The 16,961-nt window shown below is 73.3% G+C and carries 16 protein-coding genes; 3 read left to right on the forward strand and 13 right to left on the reverse strand.

Annotated features, from left to right (window positions below; all coding sequences use genetic code 11):
• Nucleotides 1–92: 92 nt before the first annotated feature.
• The 10 genes from RZ50_RS23025 to infC form a co-directional block, all read right to left on the reverse strand.
• On the reverse strand, nt 93–1,058 hold the full coding sequence (locus tag RZ50_RS23025; RefSeq protein WP_196946825.1) for an ABC transporter permease subunit: 966 nt from the start codon (nt 1,056–1,058) through the stop codon (nt 93–95).
• Complete coding sequence (locus tag RZ50_RS23030; RefSeq protein ID WP_196946824.1) at nt 1,055–1,990, reverse strand: ATP-binding cassette domain-containing protein; 936 nt, start codon at nt 1,988–1,990, stop codon at nt 1,055–1,057. The genes RZ50_RS23025 and RZ50_RS23030 overlap by 4 nt, the downstream gene beginning before the upstream one ends.
• The gene (locus RZ50_RS23035; protein ID WP_196946823.1) at nt 1,990–2,427 is read right to left on the reverse strand and encodes a GntR family transcriptional regulator; all 438 of its coding nucleotides are present in this window, start codon (nt 2,425–2,427) and stop codon (nt 1,990–1,992) included. Before RZ50_RS23035 ends, RZ50_RS23030 begins: the two co-directional genes overlap by 1 nt.
• A gap of 108 nt (nt 2,428–2,535) precedes the next feature.
• Nucleotides 2,536–5,037, reverse strand: a complete 2,502-nt coding sequence (gene pheT / locus RZ50_RS23040; RefSeq protein ID WP_196946822.1) for a phenylalanine--tRNA ligase subunit beta — start codon at nt 5,035–5,037, stop codon at nt 2,536–2,538.
• Entirely contained in the window at nt 5,037–6,158 is a 1,122-nt protein-coding gene (gene pheS / locus RZ50_RS23045) for a phenylalanine--tRNA ligase subunit alpha (RefSeq protein ID WP_196946821.1), read from the reverse strand. Before pheS ends, pheT begins: the two co-directional genes overlap by 1 nt.
• A gap of 267 nt (nt 6,159–6,425) precedes the next feature.
• Nucleotides 6,426–7,529: a sensor histidine kinase KdpD gene (locus RZ50_RS23050; RefSeq protein WP_196946820.1), complete on the reverse strand. Its 1,104-nt coding sequence runs from the start codon at nt 7,527–7,529 to the stop codon at nt 6,426–6,428.
• A gap of 163 nt (nt 7,530–7,692) precedes the next feature.
• Nucleotides 7,693–8,559, reverse strand: a complete 867-nt coding sequence (locus tag RZ50_RS23055) for an RNA methyltransferase (RefSeq protein ID WP_196946819.1) — start codon at nt 8,557–8,559, stop codon at nt 7,693–7,695.
• Nucleotides 8,560–8,711: 152 nt separating this feature from the next.
• A complete protein-coding gene (gene rplT, locus RZ50_RS23060; RefSeq protein WP_030055649.1) occupies nt 8,712–9,107 on the reverse strand; it encodes a 50S ribosomal protein L20 in 396 nt (131 codons plus the stop codon).
• A gap of 109 nt (nt 9,108–9,216) precedes the next feature.
• Nucleotides 9,217–9,411: a 50S ribosomal protein L35 gene (gene rpmI, locus RZ50_RS23065; protein WP_045701618.1), complete on the reverse strand. Its 195-nt coding sequence runs from the start codon at nt 9,409–9,411 to the stop codon at nt 9,217–9,219.
• A 140-nt stretch (nt 9,412–9,551) separates the two neighbouring features.
• The gene (infC, locus tag RZ50_RS23070; RefSeq protein ID WP_196946851.1) at nt 9,552–10,286 is read right to left on the reverse strand and encodes a translation initiation factor IF-3; all 735 of its coding nucleotides are present in this window, start codon (nt 10,284–10,286) and stop codon (nt 9,552–9,554) included.
• Between the two features lie 451 nt (nt 10,287–10,737).
• On the opposite strand from infC, the gene RZ50_RS23075 reads away from it, so the two are divergent.
• Complete coding sequence (locus RZ50_RS23075) at nt 10,738–11,115, forward strand: DUF1844 domain-containing protein (protein ID WP_196946818.1); 378 nt, start codon at nt 10,738–10,740, stop codon at nt 11,113–11,115.
• A 56-nt stretch (nt 11,116–11,171) separates the two neighbouring features.
• Here RZ50_RS23075 and RZ50_RS23080 read toward each other — a convergent pair whose 3' ends face one another.
• On the reverse strand, nt 11,172–11,945 hold the full coding sequence (locus tag RZ50_RS23080; protein ID WP_196946817.1) for an SseB family protein: 774 nt from the start codon (nt 11,943–11,945) through the stop codon (nt 11,172–11,174).
• Between the two features lie 312 nt (nt 11,946–12,257).
• On the opposite strand from RZ50_RS23080, the gene RZ50_RS23085 reads away from it, so the two are divergent.
• Together RZ50_RS23085 and RZ50_RS23090 are read left to right on the forward strand one after the other, a co-directional pair.
• A complete protein-coding gene (locus RZ50_RS23085) occupies nt 12,258–13,475 on the forward strand; it encodes an alanine racemase (protein WP_196946816.1) in 1,218 nt (405 codons plus the stop codon).
• 283 nt (nt 13,476–13,758) lie between these two features.
• A complete protein-coding gene (locus tag RZ50_RS23090; protein ID WP_196946815.1) occupies nt 13,759–14,679 on the forward strand; it encodes a lytic polysaccharide monooxygenase in 921 nt (306 codons plus the stop codon).
• A 165-nt stretch (nt 14,680–14,844) separates the two neighbouring features.
• On the opposite strand, the gene RZ50_RS23095 is transcribed toward RZ50_RS23090, so the two are convergent.
• Both RZ50_RS23095 and RZ50_RS23100 read right to left on the reverse strand, forming a co-directional pair.
• Nucleotides 14,845–16,020 (reverse strand): DUF2510 domain-containing protein, encoded by a 1,176-nt coding sequence (locus tag RZ50_RS23095; protein ID WP_196946814.1) that lies wholly within the window; start codon nt 16,018–16,020, stop codon nt 14,845–14,847.
• Nucleotides 16,021–16,165: 145 nt separating this feature from the next.
• Nucleotides 16,166–16,954 (reverse strand): 3-oxoacyl-ACP reductase, encoded by a 789-nt coding sequence (locus tag RZ50_RS23100; protein ID WP_196946813.1) that lies wholly within the window; start codon nt 16,952–16,954, stop codon nt 16,166–16,168.
• Nucleotides 16,955–16,961: the final 7 nt, after the last annotated feature.

Here is a 16,961-nt window from a genome sequence, read left to right on the forward strand (position 1 = left end):
AACTTTCCTAACGAGAAGAAGGAAACGCCCTCAGCCCCCGCTCTCGCAAGGGTTTTGACAGAACCCGTTCAAGAGAACTTCAAAGCCGCAGGTCAGAACGCCCGGCGCCGCACCCACCAGACCGCCGCCGCACAGAGCGCCACGGCGAGCAGGGTCGTCCAGCCGAACTCGATGAGCTGGAACGGCCAGAACCGGTTCGCCGGCTGGTACACCTCGTGCGCGGTGTAGCCGCCGTCGCGCACCAGGGACTGGAGCTGGGTGTAGTCACTGCCTCGGCTGTAGAAGTCGCCGGTGGAGATCCGGTTCCCGGCCGGGTCGGAGAACCACACGTTCAGCACCCAGCGGTCGTCCAACGCCATGGACTTCAGCGTGTGCACGGACTCCTCCAGGGGCGTCATGTAGTGCGAGCGCACGGCGTGGGCCAGGAACGGCAGGGCGACCGAGGCCGCCAGGCCGACGCCCACCGCGACCACGGTGCGACGCAGCACCGCGCCGGCCAGCGCCGCGACCCCGAAGGCCACCAGCACCCGGCCGACCAGCACCGGCGGCGCCTGTACGAAGAGGTCCGGACTGAACCCGCCTGCCCTGATCACCAGGGGCTCGCTCCACCAGCGCAGCAGCAGCCCGAACAGCGCCCCGACGACGGCCAGCACCGCGCCGCCCACGACCAGGCCGCCCGCCGTCCAGCGGGTTCGCCCGGCGCCCTGGGTCCAGGCGAAGCGGACCGTGCCGTGCTCGAACTCCCTTGCCAGCAGGGGGCCGCCGAGGAAGGCGCCGAAGGCCCCGCCGAGGACGTAGACCACGGTGTCGAGCGCCAGCAGGCCGTCGCCGTACTGGCGCTGGAACTGCTTGTACTTGAGCAGGCAGGCCTCGGTGGCCGGGTCGCAGGAGGCCGCGCCCGTGGCGTCCAGGCCGTTGTGCAGGTACCAGCCGTGCAGCAGCAGGGCGAGGGAGATCGCGCCCATCACCGTGAGCAGGGTCAGCAGCGCGGGCCGGTGGCGCAGCCCGGCGGCCCGCAGCACGGCGGAGCGGGGAGGGGCCAGGGTGGTCGAGCTCACGACAGCACCGCCTTCTCGTTCGCCTCGAAGGCGCGGACGGCCCCGCGCGGGCCGGGGAGGGCGGAGGCGGTCGGCTCGCGCAGGTAGGCGAGCACCAACTCCTCCAGGCCGACGCGCTGTTGGCGCCAGCCGCCGGAGACCGGGGCGTCCACGCCGCCGGTGCGGACCAACAGGTGGCACTGCGCGCCGGCCCGGCGGTCGCGCACCACCGGCAGCCGGTCGGCGACCGCGTCCGCCTCGGCGGTCGGGCCGGTGAGCATCCGGTGGCCGCCGAGCAGCTCGTCCACCTCCCCGGCCACCTGGACCTGGCCGCCGCCGAGCACCACCAGGTAGTCGCAGCTCTGCTCCAGCTCGTTGACGGCGTGCGAGGAGAACACCACCGAGAGGCCGTCCTCGGCCACCGCGGTGAGCAGCACGGCCATGAAGTCGTGCCGGGCGAGCGGGTCGAGCGCGGCCAACGGCTCGTCCAGGAGCAGGAGTTCGGGGCGCTTGGCAAGGGCCAGGGCGAGCGAGACCTGGGCCTGCTGGCCGCCGGAGAGGCGGCCGTACTTGCGGTCCAGCGGGATGCCGAGGCCCTCCAGGTGGGTGCGCGCCCGGCCGTCGTCCCAGCGGCGGTTGAGGTGGCGGCCCATCGCGAGCAGGTCGCGTACGGGCAGGCCCGGGTAGAGCGCGGCGTTCTGGGCGACGAAGCCGATCCGGTCCAACGCCCTGGGCGAACCCGGGAGTTGGTCGCCGAGGACGGTCATCGCGCCCTCGGTGGGCAGGGCCAGGCCGGCGGCCAGGCTGAGCAGCGTGGTCTTGCCGGCGCCGTTCGGGCCGACCAGGGCGACCACGTGCCCGGCGGGGACGGCGAGGTGGCAGTCCCGCAGCGCCCAGGAGCGGCGGTAGCGCTTGCCGATCCCGCCGCAGTCGATCACCGTGTCCCTGGCCATCAGGCCACCACCCCGTCGCGGCCCTCGCGCAGGTCGCGCAGCGCGTCCTCGAACACGGCGGCCATCCCCTCCTCGTCGAGCCCCGCGGCCCGCGCCGAGCGCATCCAGTCCAGCAACCCCCGCCGCAGCGCGGCCCGTTCGCGCAGCGGCACCACCCCGGCGGGCAGCCCCCGTACGAAGGTCCCCTGGCCCCGCCGGCCGACCGCGAGGCCCCGGTGCTCCAGCTCCCGGTAGGCCTTGAGCACGGTGTTGGGGTTGATGGCCAGCCCGGCCACCACCTCGCGCACCCGGGGCAGCCGGTCCCCCTCGCTCAACCAGCCCATCCGCAGCGCCTGTTCGACCTGTTGCACCAGTTGCAGGTAGGTCGGGACACCGGAGGCCGGGTCCAGGCGGAACTCGATCGGGGAGGGCTGGTCCGAGCCTTTATCTAGTTCCATAGTTAATGAGTTAAGTGGGCGTGATGACGGGCCGTCAAGTCAAGAAAAGGCAAAGGGCCCCGCCCGGACCGGAGAACGGTCCGAACGGGGCCCTCAGGCCCTGCGGGATCAGGCGCCGCGCAGCACCGCGCCGGTGCGGGCGACGGCCTCGGCGACGGCGGCCTCGCGGGCGGCGCTCGCCTCGTCGGCGGTCAGCGTGCGGTCCGCGGCACGGAAGCGCAGCGCGTAGGCCAGCGACTTCTTGCCCTCGCCGACCTGCTCGCCGGTGAACACGTCGAACAGCCGGATGGCCTCCAGCAGTTCACCCGCGCCGGAGCGCAGCGCGTCCTCGACCTCGGCGGCCGGAACGGCGGTGTCGACGATCAGCGCGACGTCCTGGGTGGCCACCGGGAAACCGGAGACCGCCGGGCCGTTGACCCGCTCGGCGCCGTCCGCCGTCAGCAGGTCGATGTCGAGCTCCATCGCGGCGGTCCGGGCCGGCAGCCCGAGCGCCTTGACCACCCGCGGGTGCAGCTCACCGGCGTGGCCGACCACCCGGTCGGTGCCGGTGACGACCAGCTCGGCGCAGCGGCCCGGGTGCCAGGGCGCCAGCTGGCCCTGGCGGACGGTCAGCTCGACGCCGGCCGCACGGGCCACCGTGCGGGCCGCCTCGATCGCGTCCGCCCAGGAGGCCTGGTCGCCCTTGCCCCACCAGCCGGACGGCAGCCGCTCGCCCGCGAGGGCGACGGCGACCCGGCGCGGCTGGTCCGGCAGCGCGGCGTCCAGCTCGGCCAGCTCCTCGTCGCTGGGCCGGTGGTCGACGGCCGGGCGCGGGGCCACGGTCCGCTCGTCCTTGGGCAGGAAGACGGTGCCGGTCTCGAAGATCGCCAGGTCCGTGTTGCCGCGGCCGATGTTGCGGCGCAGCGCGCCGAGCAGGCCCGGCAGCAGCGTGGTCCGCAGCGACGGCTCCTCGTCGTTGAGCGGGTTGACCAGCTTCACCGTGCGGCGGCGCCGGTCCTCCGGCTCCAGGCCGAGCGCCTCGAAGGCGGCCTCGCCGAGGAACGGGTAGTTGTTGACCTCGACGTAGCCGGCCCCGGCCAGCGCGACGCCGAGCCGGCGGTGGACGCGCTGGGCCTCGGTCAGGCCCTTGCCCGGGGGCACGTTCGGCATCCGGGCGGGGACGTTGTCGTAGCCCTCCAGCCGGATGACCTCCTCGGCGAGGTCGTACGGGTCGGTGAGGTCGGGCCGCCAGGTCGGCGGGGTGACCTCCAGGACGTCGGCGCCCGCGACCGAGCAGCCGATCTCCTGCAGGCGCCGGGTGACGGTCTCGCGGCCGTACGCGGTGCCGGCGACCCGGTCGGGCAGGTCGGCGGAGATGGTGATGGTGCGCACCGGGTGCGGGGCGGCGATGTCGGTGACCCCGGCCTCGGCGGTGCCGCCGGCGATCAGGACCAGCAGGTCGACGGCGCGCTGCGCGGCGGCGCGGGCGGCCTCCGGGTCGACGCCGCGCTCGAAGCGCTTGGACGCCTCGGAGGGCAGCTTGTGCCGCTTGGCGGTGCGGGCGACGGAGACCGCGTCGAAGTGCGCGGCCTCGATGATCACCTCGGTGGTGCCCGGGCCGGCGGCCGGGTCGAGGATCTCGGTGGAGGCGCCACCCATCACGCCGGCCAGGCCGATCGGGCCGCTGTTGTCGCAGATCAGCAGGTCCTCGGCGGCCAGCTTGCGCTCGACGCCGTCCAGGGTGGTGAGGGTCTCGCCCTCCTGCGCCCGGCGGACGGTGATCGGGCCGTCCACGCGCTGCTTGTCGTAGGCGTGCAGCGGCTGGCCGACCTCCAGCATCACGTAGTTGGTGATGTCGACGGTCAGCGAGATCGGGCGGATGCCCGCCTTCTGCAGGCGGCGCTGGAGCCAGATCGGGGACTTGGCGTTCGGGTCGACGCCGATGACCGTACGGGCCACGAAGCGGTCGCAGCCGGCCGGGTCGGTGACCTTCACCAGGTAGCCGAAGGAGTTGGCCGGCGGCACGTCGAGCAGCGCCGGGTCGGCCAGCGGCAGCCCGTACGCGGCGGCGGCCTCGCGGGCGACGCCGCGCAGGGACAGGCAGTAGCCGCGGTCCGGGGTGACGGCGATGTCCAGCACCTCGTCGACCAGCTGGAGCAGCTCGATCGCGTCGGTGCCGGGCTCGTACTCGGGCGGGAGCACGATGATGCCGGCGTGGTCGTCGCCCATGCCCAGCTCGCGGGCGGAGCAGATCATGCCGGCCGAGGTGTGGCCGTAGGTCTTGCGGGCCGCGATCGGGAACGGGCCGGGCAGCACCGCGCCGGGGAGCACGACCACGACCTTGTCGCCGACCTGGAAGTTGGTCGCGCCGCAGACGATCTCCTGCGGCTCGCCGGTGCCGTTGGCGTCGCCGACGTTGACGAAGCAGTGCCGGATCGGCTTCTTGAAGCCGGACAGCTCCTCGATGGAGAGCACCTCGCCGACCACCAGCGGGCCCTTGAGGTCGGTGCCGATCTGCTCGACGGTCTCGACCTCCAGGCCGGCCCGGACCAGGCGCTCGGCGACGTCGCGACCGGTCTCGCCGGCCGGCAGGTCGACGTACTCGCGCAGCCAGGAAAGCGGGACGCGCATCAGATCTCCATCCCGAACGGGAGGGTGAAGCGCACGTCACCCTCGACCATGTCGCGCATGTCGGCGACGTTGTGACGATTCATCAGGATCCGCTCCAGGCCCAGGCCGAAGGCGAACCCGCTGTAGCGGTTCGGGTCCACGCCGCAGGCCACCAGGACCCGCGGGTTGACCACGCCGCAGCCGCCGAGCTCGATCCAGCCCTCGGAGGAGCAGGTACGGCACGGGCGGTCCGGGTTGCCGACGCTCTCCCCGCGGCACACGAAGCACTGCAGGTCGATCTCGGCGCTCGGCTCGGTGAACGGGAAGTACGAGGGGCGCCAGCGCAGCTCCAGGCCGCCGCCGATCAGCTTCTCGACCAGCACCTCGATGGTGCCCTTGAGGTCGGCGAAGGTGATGCCCTCGTCGACGGCGAGGCCCTCGACCTGGCGGAACACCGGGGTGTGGGTGGCGTCCAGCTCGTCGGTCCGGTAGACCCGGCCGGGGCAGACGACGTAGACGGGGGGCTCGCGGTCCAGCATGGTGCGGGCCTGGACCGGGGAGGTCTGGGTGCGCAGCACGACGCCGGAGTCGGCGGAGCCGTCCGGGGCCTGGACGAAGAAGGTGTCCTGCATCGAGCGGGCCGGGTGGTCCGGGCCCAGGTTGAGGGCGTCGAAGTTGAGCCACTCCGCCTCGACCTCGGGGCCCTCGGCGACCTGGTAGCCCATCGCGACGAAGGTGTCCTCGATGCGCTCGGCCAGCGTGGTCAGCGGGTGCCGGGCGCCGCGCGGGGCACGGTCGAACGGCAGCGTGACGTCCACCGCCTCCTCGACCAGCACGCGGGCGTCGCGCTCCGCCTCCAGCTCGGCCTGCCGCTTGGCGAGGGCCTGGTTGACGGCGCCGCGGGCCTGCCCGATCAGCTTGCCTGCGGCGGCCTTGGCATGCGGGGGCAGGGCGCCGATCTCGCGGTTGGCGAGCGCCAGGGGGGAACGGTCGCCGAAGTGCGCGACCTTGGCCTGCTTCAGCTCGTCCAGGGAACCGGCGGCGGCGAAGGCGGCGATCGCCTCGTCCCGCGCCTGCTCCACCACCTCGGGCTTGAGGGCCTCGACCTCGACCGGGTCGTACGACTTGTTGGGTGCCGACATCTCTATCTTTCCCGTGCTCCTGCTCGTCCGTGCTCAGGTGTGTGGGGCTCGCCTTCGCGTCACGCCCGGCGGGGCCGGGGCACGGGCAGCCGATCTCCGTTCACCGGAGGCTCACGGGGAGTGGTGTCCGCGGCACAGCCGCGCAGGGCGTTGCGCAACGCCAAAGGTCGAGTGTAGTCGCAGCGCGTAGCGCGGCTGCCGTCAAGCCCGCCCGGTGGGACCTCGGCGCTCGCTTCCGAGCCTGCCGTATCCGTCGTCCACGCCCTTTCAGAGCATGAAGTCGGGCACCCCGGCGGGCAGGATAAATCGGAACCGGGCCCCGCCGCCGGGCGCGCGGTCGACCCGGATCGAACCGCCGTGGGCCTCCACGATGCCCTTGACGATGTAGAGCCCCAGGCCGGTGCCACCGCGCTTGGAGCCCCGCCAGAAGCGGGTGAAGACGCGCGGCATCGACTCCTCGGGGATGCCGCTGCCTTCGTCGCTCACGGTGACCGCTGTACCTTCCACGATGCGGGGCGGGGTGCCGGAGCGCTCCCAGACGGGCGCCTCGACGACCTCCTTGGCCGGTGCCACCTCGATGGTGACAGTTCCCTCACCGTGGCGCACCGCGTTTTCCAGCAGGTTGGCCAGCACCTGGTCGACCTTGTCCGGGTCCGCCCACAACACGGTCAGCGGCTCGCTGATCCGGATGTCGAAGCGCTCCTCGGCGATGCCGGTGGCGACCTTGCGCTCGACGTGCCGGCGCACCGCGGCCGCCAGGTCCACCACCTGCTTGCGCAGCTCCAGCCGCCCCGCGTCGATCCGGGAGATGTCCAGCAGCTCGGCGATCAGCCGGGTGACCCGGTCGGCGTCGGCGTCCACCGTCTCCAGCATCAGCCGCTTCTGCCCGTCGGTGAACCGCTCCCACTTGGCCAGCAGCGTCGCCGTGAAGCCCTTGACACTGGTCAGCGGGGAGCGCAGCTCGTGCGCGACGGTGGCGATGAGCTCGGCGTGGCTGCGCTCGGTGCGGCGCCGGGCCTCGGTGCCGCGCAGGGCGATCACCAGGCGCTCCAGCGGGCCGAGCGGCACCGCCCGGACGTACCGCGCGGAGACCAGCACCTCGCGGCCGCCGGGCAGCAGCAGGTTGCGCTCGGGCTGGCGGGTGCGGATGGCCAGGCCGCCGTACGGATCGGTCAGCTGCCACCAGCGGCGGCCGTCCAGGTCCTCCAGCGGCAGGACGTCCTCCAGCGCGCTGCCGAGCGCGGCCTGCGGGAGCACGCCGGTGAGCCGGGCCGCGGCCCGGTTGAAGCAGACCACCCGGCCCAGCGCGTCGGCGACCACCAGGCCGTCCGGCAGGTCGTCCGGGTCGAGCTCGGCTCCGCTGCCGACCATGGGTTGCCTCCCCGATTACCCACCGTGCCGTTCCCCCCACCGAGGCAGACCCTAGCGCCTCGCAGGCCCCCGCAGTAGGGCTTGCAACGGGGTGATCCCGGCGCGTCCGGGGCGTGTCCCGTGGCGGCCCCCGCAAGGACCCGCGGACACGCCCCTCAGCGTGTCAGCCGTTCGAGCGGCAGCCGCCGGGAGAACGCTGCGCCCGGGCCGAGGCGTACAGGCAGACCGCCGCCGCGGTGGCCAGGTTGAGGCTCTCGGCGTGGCCGTGGATCGGGACGCGCACGACCTCGTCGGTGAGCGCGCGGGTCTCCTCCGGAAGCCCCCACGCCTCGTTGCCGAACACCCATGCGCCGGGCGCACCCAGGGTGCCCTCGTCGAGCTCCCGGTCCAGGTCGCGCTCCCCCGCGCCGTCCGCGGCGAGCACCCGGACCCCGGCCTCGCGCAGCCTGCCGACCGCCTCCTCGACGGGCACGCCGACCGCCACCGGGAGGTGGAACAGGCTGCCGACGGAGGCCCGGACGGCCTTCGGGTTGTAGAGGTCCACCGAGGCGTCGGTGAGCACCACGGCGTCCGCGCCGGCCGCGTCGGCGGTGCGCAGCACGGTGCCGGCGTTCCCGGGGTCGCGCACGTGGGCGAGGATCGCCACCAGCTTCGGCCGGGCCTTCAGCACCTCGGCGAACGGGGTGTCGATGAAGCGGCAGAGCGCCACGATGCCCTGCGGGGTCACCGTGTCGCAGATCTCCGCGATGACCTCGTCGGTGGCGGTCAGCACCGGCAGGCCCTCCGCCAGGGTCGCCTCCACGATGCCGGCGTGCCGCTCGGCGGCCTCCGGGGTCACGTACACCTCGACCACGGCGTGCTCGGCCGACCCCGGCAGCTTGCCGAAGGCGACGGCCTCCCGGACGGCCTGCGGTCCCTCGGCCAGGAAGCGGCGCTCCTTGGTGCGCTGGTTCCGCTTGGCGAGCCGACGGGCGGCGACGACGCGCGGCGAGCGCAGGGAGGTGAGCAGGGGGGTGTCGGTGCTCGGCATGGTCTCGTTCTCTGGAGGCGCTGAAGCTGGCGGAGGGGTCGGGGCGCGTCTGCCCATTCGCGCTCGGCGGGAACAGTCGGACGCGCCCCAACGCGAACCGGACCCGCAGGAGAGCCTGCGGGTCCGGTCAGAGCTCAACCGATCTCGGAAGATCAGGCGGCGTCGGCGGCGGCCTTCGGGGCGTTCACGTCGGCCGGCAGCGCCTTCTGGGCGACCTCGACCAGGGAGGCGAACGCACCCGGGTCGTTGACGGCCAGGTCGGCCAGCATCTTGCGGTCGATCTCGACGCTGGCGGCCTTCAGGCCCTGCACGAAGCGGTTGTAGGTGATGCCGTTGGCACGGGCCGCAGCGTTGATGCGCTGGATCCACAGCTGACGGAAGTCGCCCTTGCGCTTCTTGCGGTCGTTGAAGTTGTAGACCAGCGAGTGGGTGACCTGCTCCTTGGCCTTGCGGTACAGGCGCGAACGCTGGCCACGGTAGCCGCTGGCGCGCTCCAGGATGACCCGGCGCTTCTTGTGGGCGTTGACTGCCCGCTTGACGCGTGCCACTTGATTACTCCTTGGGTTGGACCACGGACTACTTCACGCGGTCCGTCATTCGAATGGGTCGGGAAGGATCAGCTGCCCCGCACACGGCTCGCGCCGGGCGGGAGGGCGATCACTTGCCGAGAAGCTTCTTGATCTTCTTGGCGTCAGCGGGGGCCAGCTCGATCGTCCCGGCCAGCTTGCGGGTCAGCGTCGAGGGCTTGTGCTCCAGGAGGTGGCGGCGGCCGGCGCGCTCGCGCAGCACCTTGCCAGAGCCACTGATCTTGAAGCGCTTGCTGGCGCCACTGTGCGTCTTCTGCTTCGGCATTTCGCCGTATCTCCTCGTCAGTCCCGTCCACGCCCGCGCGACCTGCGCCGCGCGGGCGTGAACTGGATGGATCTGTGGTGACCGGGCGGGACGCCCCGTCACCCTGGGGGCCGACCCCGGACTGCCGTGAGCCTTGCGGCTCAGGCGCCCTGGGGAGCGGCCGGCTGCTCGACCGGGGCCTCGGCCTCGGCGGCCGGCGCCTCGACCGGGGCGTCCTGCGCCTCGGTCACGGCGTCGTCGTCCACCAGGTCCTCGGCCACCGCGTCGTCGTCCGCGGGGGCGGCGTCAGAACCGGGGGTCCGGCCCAGTCGCTCGGCCTTGCGGGCGTCCGCGAGGGCGCGGGCCTCGGCCATCGCCTCGGTCTTCTTCTTGTGCGGGCCAAGAACCATGATCATGTTCCGGCCGTCCTGCTTCGGCGAGGACTCGACGAAGCCCAGCTCCTGGACGTCGTCGGCGAGCCGCTGCAGCAGACGGAAGCCCAGCTCGGGGCGGGACTGCTCACGACCACGGAACATGATCGTGATCTTGACCTTGTCGCCCTGCTTGAGGAACCGGACGACGTGACCCTTCTTGGTGTCATAGTCGTGCGGGTCGATCTTCGGCCGGAGCTTCATCTCCTTGATGACCGTGTGCGCCTGGTTCTTGCGCGCCTCACGGGCCTTCATGGCCGACTCGTACTTGAACTTGCCGTAGTCCATGAGCTTGCACACCGGCGGCCGGGCGGTCGCCGCGACCTCGACCAGGTCGAGGTCGTACTCCTGCGCGAGCTCCAGCGCCTTGGCAAGCGGCACGATGCCGACCTGCTCGCCGCTGGGACCGACGAGTCGCACCTCCGGGACGCGAATCCGGTCGTTGATGCGGGGCTCGGTGCTGATGGGGCCTCCTCGGTTGCACCTTCTGCGATGCGGCCGTCGGACGGCGGTCGCACGTAGTGGACTCGACCACTGGGCGGGGCTTCATTCGTGCTGCGCTGCCCGGCACCTCCGGCACCGTGTGCACCGCGACACGAAAAAAGCCCCGCTCGGTACAAGCGGGGCTCCACACAACCGGGGCGCCCGGTGAGGGGCGCTGCGGCGACTCGGCGCCTCGGCGCCCGTCGCGGACCGGACCCGTCGACCGCGAGGCCGATCAGGTGGGAGACTTTCGCGGTTGCCCTCTCGGGCCTCCTGAGTGGAGCCTCCACTTGCTGGCCAGGTGCCCAAACGGGATCCCGGCCGGTCAGTCTCGAAGCTTACAGCGTCACGCGGTCGAACGCTATTCCGCCCCGGCGCGGGGCCCCTTGTACGCTCCACGTGTACCCACACGGCACGACGGAACGAGCCCCTCTTGAGCAGCGAGCCCACCCAGAACCCCGGCGCGGACGACGACGCGATCGGCTTCGACGACCTCACCCGCGACATCGCCGAGGTCCCGGCCGTCGAGGTGATCACCACCGTGGCGGTGCACCTGATGAGCGCGGCCGCGGTCAAGTGCGGCCTCGCCGAGGGCGGCGAGAAGGACAAGGACCTGGACGAGGCCCGCAAGCTGATCACCGCCCTGGCCGGGCTGGTCACCGCCGGCGCCCCGGAGATCAGCAACTTCCACGCCGCCCCGCTGCGGGACGGGCTGCGCTCGCTCCAGCTCGCCTTCCGCGAGGCCTCGCTGGTGCCGGACGCCCCGGGCACCGGGCCGGGCGAGAAGTTCACCGGGCCGGTCTACGCCTGATCCGGTACGCGCGACAGGGGCTCCGGCACACGTGTGCCGGAGCCCCTGATCGCTTCCTACCGCCGGTACAGCGCCTCCCCCGGCAGCTGCGCGGTCGCCGGGAGCACCGCGAGGTCCAGCCCCCGGTCCAGCCGCACCCGCAGCACCGCGTCCGCGGCCACCGCCTGGCCGACCCGCTGCGCGGCCGCCTGTAGGCCCGACTGGTCGAGCGCCGGGTCGAACACCACCGCGAGCACGCCGTCCGAGTCCTCCGAGGGCGCCAGCAGCCCGCTGAGCACCTCCGGCTCGGCCGCCAGCAGCGCCCGGACCGCCTCGCGCACCTCCGGGTCCAGCACCGGCGGCAGGTACGGGCGGTTCTCCGCGAGCGCCCGCAGCCGGGCCCCGGTCAGCTGGTAGCTCACCGGCCCGGCCGGGTCGATCAGCAGGGTGTCGGCGCGCTCGGAGAACGCCACCATGGCCGCCTGCGGGGCCGCCACCGGCGCCGGGCGGGCGTCGGCGCGCCAGCGGGTGAGCGTCTCCAGCGACGTGAAGGCCGGGAGCGCGCGGCGCCCGTCCGGGGCCTCCAGCACCGGGACGGCCATGTCGCTGGTCTTCTCGTGCCGGTGCCCGTGCGCGTCCACCTCGACCTCACCGAGGATCGCGACGATCGGCACCATCAGCCGGGTCGGGGTCAGCGCCGCCAGCAGTTCGGGCTCGGCCGTACGGTCCTGCGACCAGCGGGCGAGGGCCGCGGTCAGCGCCGGGTCTGCCGTGCCGTCGTCCTCGGAGAAGCCGGGGTTCGGGATGCTCTTGCCGACGAACGCCGGGTTGGAGAAGTCTTTGCGGTCCACCCGGCCGACCCTATGCCACCGTGGACCTCGCACCTCATTTCCCCGCACGCGCCCCTCAGGGCCTGCGCCTCGGACCCTTGCCGGGTCCGCGGTGTTGGGGCACGCACCTCGCCGCGTTGTCGTCGGTCGCCAATGGCCCCCAGCCTTCGGCCGGGAGGTGCCCCCACCGCAGTGGCTCCGCCCCCAGCCTTCGGCCGGGAGGTGCCCCCACCTCCGCCTTGCGATGCACGCACCCCAACACCGCGGCCTGATCCGACAAAATCCGAGGCGCAGGCCCTACCCACCGGTAGCGCCCTGTGGCACCCTGCGCGCATGGTCATCCTCGATGCGCCCGCGCCCGCCCCGGCCTCCGACCGTCACCGGTACGACCGGGCCACCGCCCACCTGGACGGGCCGGTGGCCGTCGTGGACCTCGCCGCCTTCGACGCCAACGCCGCCGACCTGGTGCGCCGGGCGGGCGGCAAGCCGATCCGGGTGGCCAGCAAGTCGCTGCGCTGCCGGGCGCTGCTGGAGCGGGTGCTGGCCGTGGACGGCTTCGCCGGGGTGATGGGCTTCACGCTGGCGGAGTCGCTCTGGCTGGCCCGTACCGGCGTGCGCGACGTCCTGCTCGCCTACCCGTCCACCGACCGGGCCGGCTACGCCGAGCTGACCGCCGCCCCGGAGCTGGCCCGCGAGGTCACCGTCGTCCTGGACGACCCCGCCCAGCTGGACCTGATCGACGGGGCCCGCGCCGGCGACGCCGAGGTGCGGGTCTGCCTGGAGCTGGACACCGCGCTGCACCTGCTCGGCGGGCGGGTCCGGGTGGGCGCCCGGCGCTCGCCGCTGCGCACCCCCGAGGAGCTGGGCGCCTTCGCCGAGGCCGTCCAGCGCCGCCGGGGCTTCCGGGTGGTGGGCCTGATGGCGTACGAGGGGCACATCGCCGGGGTGGGTGACCGGGTGCCGGGGCGGCCGGTGCGCTCGCAGCTGATCCGGCTGATGCAGGCCCGGTCCCGGGCCGAACTGGCCGAGCGGCGTGCGGCGGTGGTCCGTCGGCTGCGGCAGGTGGCCGAGCTGGAGTTCGTCAACGGCGGCGGCACCGGCAGCGTGGAGTCCACCGTGTCCGAGCGCGCCGTCACCGAGGTGGCCGCCGGCTCCGGGCTGTACGCGCCACGGCTGTTCGACGACTACCGCTCCTTCCGGGGCCGCCCGGCCGCGCTGTTCGGCCAGCCGGTGGTGCGCCGCCCCGGGGTCGGGGTGGTGACGGTGCTCGGCGGCGGCTACCCGGCCTCCGGCGCGGCCGGGCCGGACCGCTCGCCGGTGCCGTACCTGCCGCCGGGGCTGCGCTACGACCCGATGGAGGGCGCGGGCGAGGTGCAGACCCCACTGCTCGGCTCGGCCGCCGACGACCTGCTGATCGGCGACCGGGTCTGGTTCCGGCACGCCAAGGCGGGCGAACTGTGCGAGCGCTTCGCCGAGTTGCACCTGATCGAGGGCGACCGGATCGTCCGGACCGTCCCGACCTACCGGGGTGAGGGCAGGACCTTCCTCTGACCTCCGCGTGACCTCCGCGGCCGCCGCGATCCTCGCGCGGCCTTTCCCCAGCCTTAAGCGGGCCCGATGGAACGCCTAACCCGGACGTTCCGCCGGGCCTTTCCCCTGTTCGGGGCCTACAGTCCGTCAACAAGCACAGCACACGCGGCTATTGCCATCTGGTCCAGACCAATCCTACGCTTCGGCCGGGGGCCCGCGATCCGGGCCGGCGGCCCCCGAACGGGCAGGCGTGTCCGCTCTCCCCCACACCCGCCCGGAACGACGGTCAAGGAGTCCCCACCCCATGTCCATCAAGCGAACCGCCCTGTCCGTCGGCGTGGTCGGCGCCGCGGTCCTCGCGGTGGCCACCGCCACCGCCGGCACCGCCAGCGCCCACGGCACGATGACCAACCCCGTCAGCCGGATCGCCGCCTGCTACGCGGAGGGCCCGGAGCACCCGGTCTCGCAGGTCTGCAAGGACCTCGTCGCGGCGAGCGGCACCCAGCCGCTCTACGACTGGAACGAGGTCAACATCGCCAACGCCAACGGCAACAGCCAGGCCCTGATCCCGGACGGCCACCTCTGCTCGGCCAACCGCGACAAGTACGCGGCCCTGGACTGGCCCCGCACCGACTGGCCGGCCACCTCGGTCAAGGCCGGCAGCTTCACCTTCCAGTTCCGCACCACCGCGCCGCACGTCGGCACCCAGACCGTCTACATCACCAAGCCGAGCTACGACCCGACCAAGCCGCTGAAGTGGTCGGACCTCGACCCGACCCCGGTGGCCCAGGTGCAGGTCGACCGCACCGCCACCAACGGGTACTACACCTACAACGGCACGCTGCCGCAGCGCACCGGCCGCCAGGTGCTCTACACGGTCTGGCAGCGCAGCGACAGCCCGGAGGCGTTCTACAGCTGCTCGGACGTCGACTTCGGCGCCGCCACCACCGCCGGTGCCGCGGCCGTCTCCTCGTTCGCCGCGCCGGCCGCGCCCAGCGACGCGCAGATCGCCGCCGACGCCTCCAAGTCCACGGTCGCCCACCACGGACACGGCGGGGACCCGAACTCCCCGGCCGGCCAGGTGATCCCGACCACCTCCGCGGCCGTGGCCGGCACCTCGGCCACCGGTCCGCTGCTGCTGGCCGGTGCCGCCGCCCTCGGCGTCGGCTGGGCCGGCATGGTGCTCCGGCGCCGTCGCATCGAGGCTGTTCGAAGCGACTCCTGACGCCGGACACGGGGCCGGGCCGGCCCACCCCCGTCCGGTCCCGGTCCCGTGGTTCCCCCCGAGGAGATGAGTGAACGGCGGCGGCCCGCCCGGAGGATGTCCTCCGGGCGGGCCGTCGCCGCGTGTGTGAGGAGCTGAGGCCCGTCTCCCGACGGGCCCGGGCGCTCAGGTGTTCTCGGTCCCCGTGCCGCCGGTGCTGCCGGGGCCACCGGTGCCAGTGGTGCCGCCGGTTCCACCGTTGCCGCCGTTGCCGCCGTTGCCGCCGCCGGTGTCCGGCAGGCCGGGGATGGCCGGGACCTTGCCCTTGTAGTCGGTGATGCCCTGGACGACGGTGTCCATCACGGCGACGTCCGGCGACTTGTCGGCGATGTCGAAGCCGAAGTGCACCGCGACCAGCGCCTTGCCGTCGGAGGACGGGAAGACCACGGTCTGCACGTAGCCGTTGTTGCCCTTGGCCGCGTTCACCTTCCAGCGGACCAGGTAGCCGTCCTGGCCGTTGACCTTCACGGCCTCCGACTTGAGCTCCTCGTGCCCGGTGATGTCCTGGTAGGAGTCCTTGGCGGCCTTGTCGATGTCCGCCTTGGCCGCCGCCTGGACGTCCGTGCCGCCGCCGTCGATCCGGCCGGTGGTCACGCCGCCGAGGGTGCACTGGCTGGTGCCGTCCGGGCAGGTGTACTGGCCGACGGTGATCACCGCGAAGCCGTCGCTGGTGGTGCCGGCCTGCCAGCCGGAGGGGACGGGCAGGGTGAGCTTGTTCACCAGGTCGATCGCGTTCCCGGCGCCGGGGCGCTGCTTGCCGGTCCCGTTGCCGCCGCTGCCGTTCCCGTTGCCGTTCCCGTTTCCGCCCTTGCCGCCGCTTCCGCCGCCCAGGCCCGGGAAGCCGCCGAACGGGCCGGCGTCGCCGCCCGGCGCCGGCTGCTGCCGGGCGGCGGTGCGCTGCGAGCCGGAGTCGTGCTTGTCCATCGCCAGGTAGGTGATCCCCGAGCCGGCGCCCAGACCGAGCAGCGCGGCGACGGTGGCGGCCACCACCAGCTTGGAGGGCTTGCGCCAGGCCTTGCGCGGCCGCTCGGCGGGCCCGCCGAAGGGGGCACCGAAGGGCGGCGGCTCCGGGTAGCGGACCGTCGAACCGCCGCCCAGCACCTCCCCCTCCAGCACCGTGGGCTGCTCCGCCGTCCCCGGCCCCGGAGCCCCGGCCGCCGGGGGCTCCGGCTGCGGGGCGTCCGAGGGTGCGGGCCGGGTGCTGGCCGTCCAGCCCTTGCCGTCCCACCAGCGCTGGGTTCTCGGGTCGCCGGCGGTGTCCTTCGGGTCCGGGTACCACCCGGCGGGAATCTGCTCACTCACAGCAGAGAATCTAAAGGCAGCCGGATAAGCGCGAAATCAGCGCGACCCTGAATTCCGGGGATTTTCGATGAGATTACAGTGAGAACCCCGCGCCGGACCGCGCGCCGAACCCCGCATCGCACCGCGCCGCACCCCGCCGTGCCCGTCACAGGGGGGTGACGTACGCCCCGGAGATGCCGCCGTCCACCAGGAACTCGCTCGCGGTGATGAACGAGGAGTCGTCGCTGGCCAGGAAGGCCACCGCGGCGGCGATCTCCTCGGCCCGGGCGAACCGGCCGAGCGGGATGTGCACCAGCCGCCGGGCCGCCCGCTCCGGGTCCTCGGCGAACAGCTCGCGCAGCAGCGGGGTGTCCACCGGCCCCGGCGACAGCGCGTTCACCCGGATCCCCTCCCGGGCGAACTGCACGCCCAGCTCGCGGGACATCGCCAGCACCCCGCCCTTGGAGGCGGTGTACGAGATCTGCGAGGTGGCCGCGCCCATCCGGGCCACGAAGCTGGCGGTGTTGATGATCGAGCCCCGCCCGTGCCGGCGCATGTACGGCAGCGCGGCCTTGCAGCACAGGTAGACCGAGGTCAGGTTGACCTCCTGGACCTTCCGCCAGGCCTCCAGTCCGGTGGTCAGGATCGAGTCGTCCTCGGGCGGGGAGATTCCCGCGTTGTTGAAGGCCACGTCCACACTGCCGCAGGTCTCGTACGCCTCGTCGAAGAGCGCCTCGACCATGTACGGGTCGGTGACGTCGGTGTGCACGAACAGCCCGCCGACCGCCTTGGCGGCGGCGCGCCCGGTCTCCTCGTCCAGGTCCGCGCAGACCACCTTCGCGCCCTCCGACGCGAGCCGACGGGCGGCGGCCAGGCCGATCCCGCTGCCCGCCCCGGTGACCACGGCGGTGCGGCCGACCAGGCGGCGGCAGACCATCTCGTCCCGCTCGGTCATCGGGCTG

This window comes from Kitasatospora sp. SUK 42, assembly GCF_015776785.2.
Lineage (GTDB): Bacteria > Actinomycetota > Actinomycetes > Streptomycetales > Streptomycetaceae > Kitasatospora.

Bases quoted from the DNA above. Each gene is read 5' to 3' on its own strand.
- RZ50_RS23030 (WP_196946824.1), bottom strand. From the start codon at position 1,990: ATGGCCAGGGACACGGTGATCGACTGCGGCGGGATCGGCAAGCGCTAC.
- RZ50_RS23035 (WP_196946823.1), bottom strand. From the start codon at position 2,427: ATGGAACTAGATAAAGGCTCGGACCAGCCCTCCCCGATCGAGTTCCGC.
- pheT (WP_196946822.1), bottom strand. From the start codon at position 5,037: ATGCGCGTCCCGCTTTCCTGGCTGCGCGAGTACGTCGACCTGCCGGCC.
- pheS (WP_196946821.1), bottom strand. From the start codon at position 6,158: ATGTCGGCACCCAACAAGTCGTACGACCCGGTCGAGGTCGAGGCCCTC.
- RZ50_RS23050 (WP_196946820.1), bottom strand. From the start codon at position 7,529: ATGGTCGGCAGCGGAGCCGAGCTCGACCCGGACGACCTGCCGGACGGC.
- RZ50_RS23055 (WP_196946819.1), bottom strand. From the start codon at position 8,559: ATGCCGAGCACCGACACCCCCCTGCTCACCTCCCTGCGCTCGCCGCGC.
- rpmI (WP_045701618.1), bottom strand. From the start codon at position 9,411: ATGCCGAAGCAGAAGACGCACAGTGGCGCCAGCAAGCGCTTCAAGATC.
- RZ50_RS23085 (WP_196946816.1), top strand. From the start codon at position 12,258: ATGGTCATCCTCGATGCGCCCGCGCCCGCCCCGGCCTCCGACCGTCAC.
- RZ50_RS23090 (WP_196946815.1), top strand. From the start codon at position 13,759: ATGTCCATCAAGCGAACCGCCCTGTCCGTCGGCGTGGTCGGCGCCGCG.
- RZ50_RS23100 (WP_196946813.1), bottom strand. From the start codon at position 16,954: ATGACCGAGCGGGACGAGATGGTCTGCCGCCGCCTGGTCGGCCGCACC.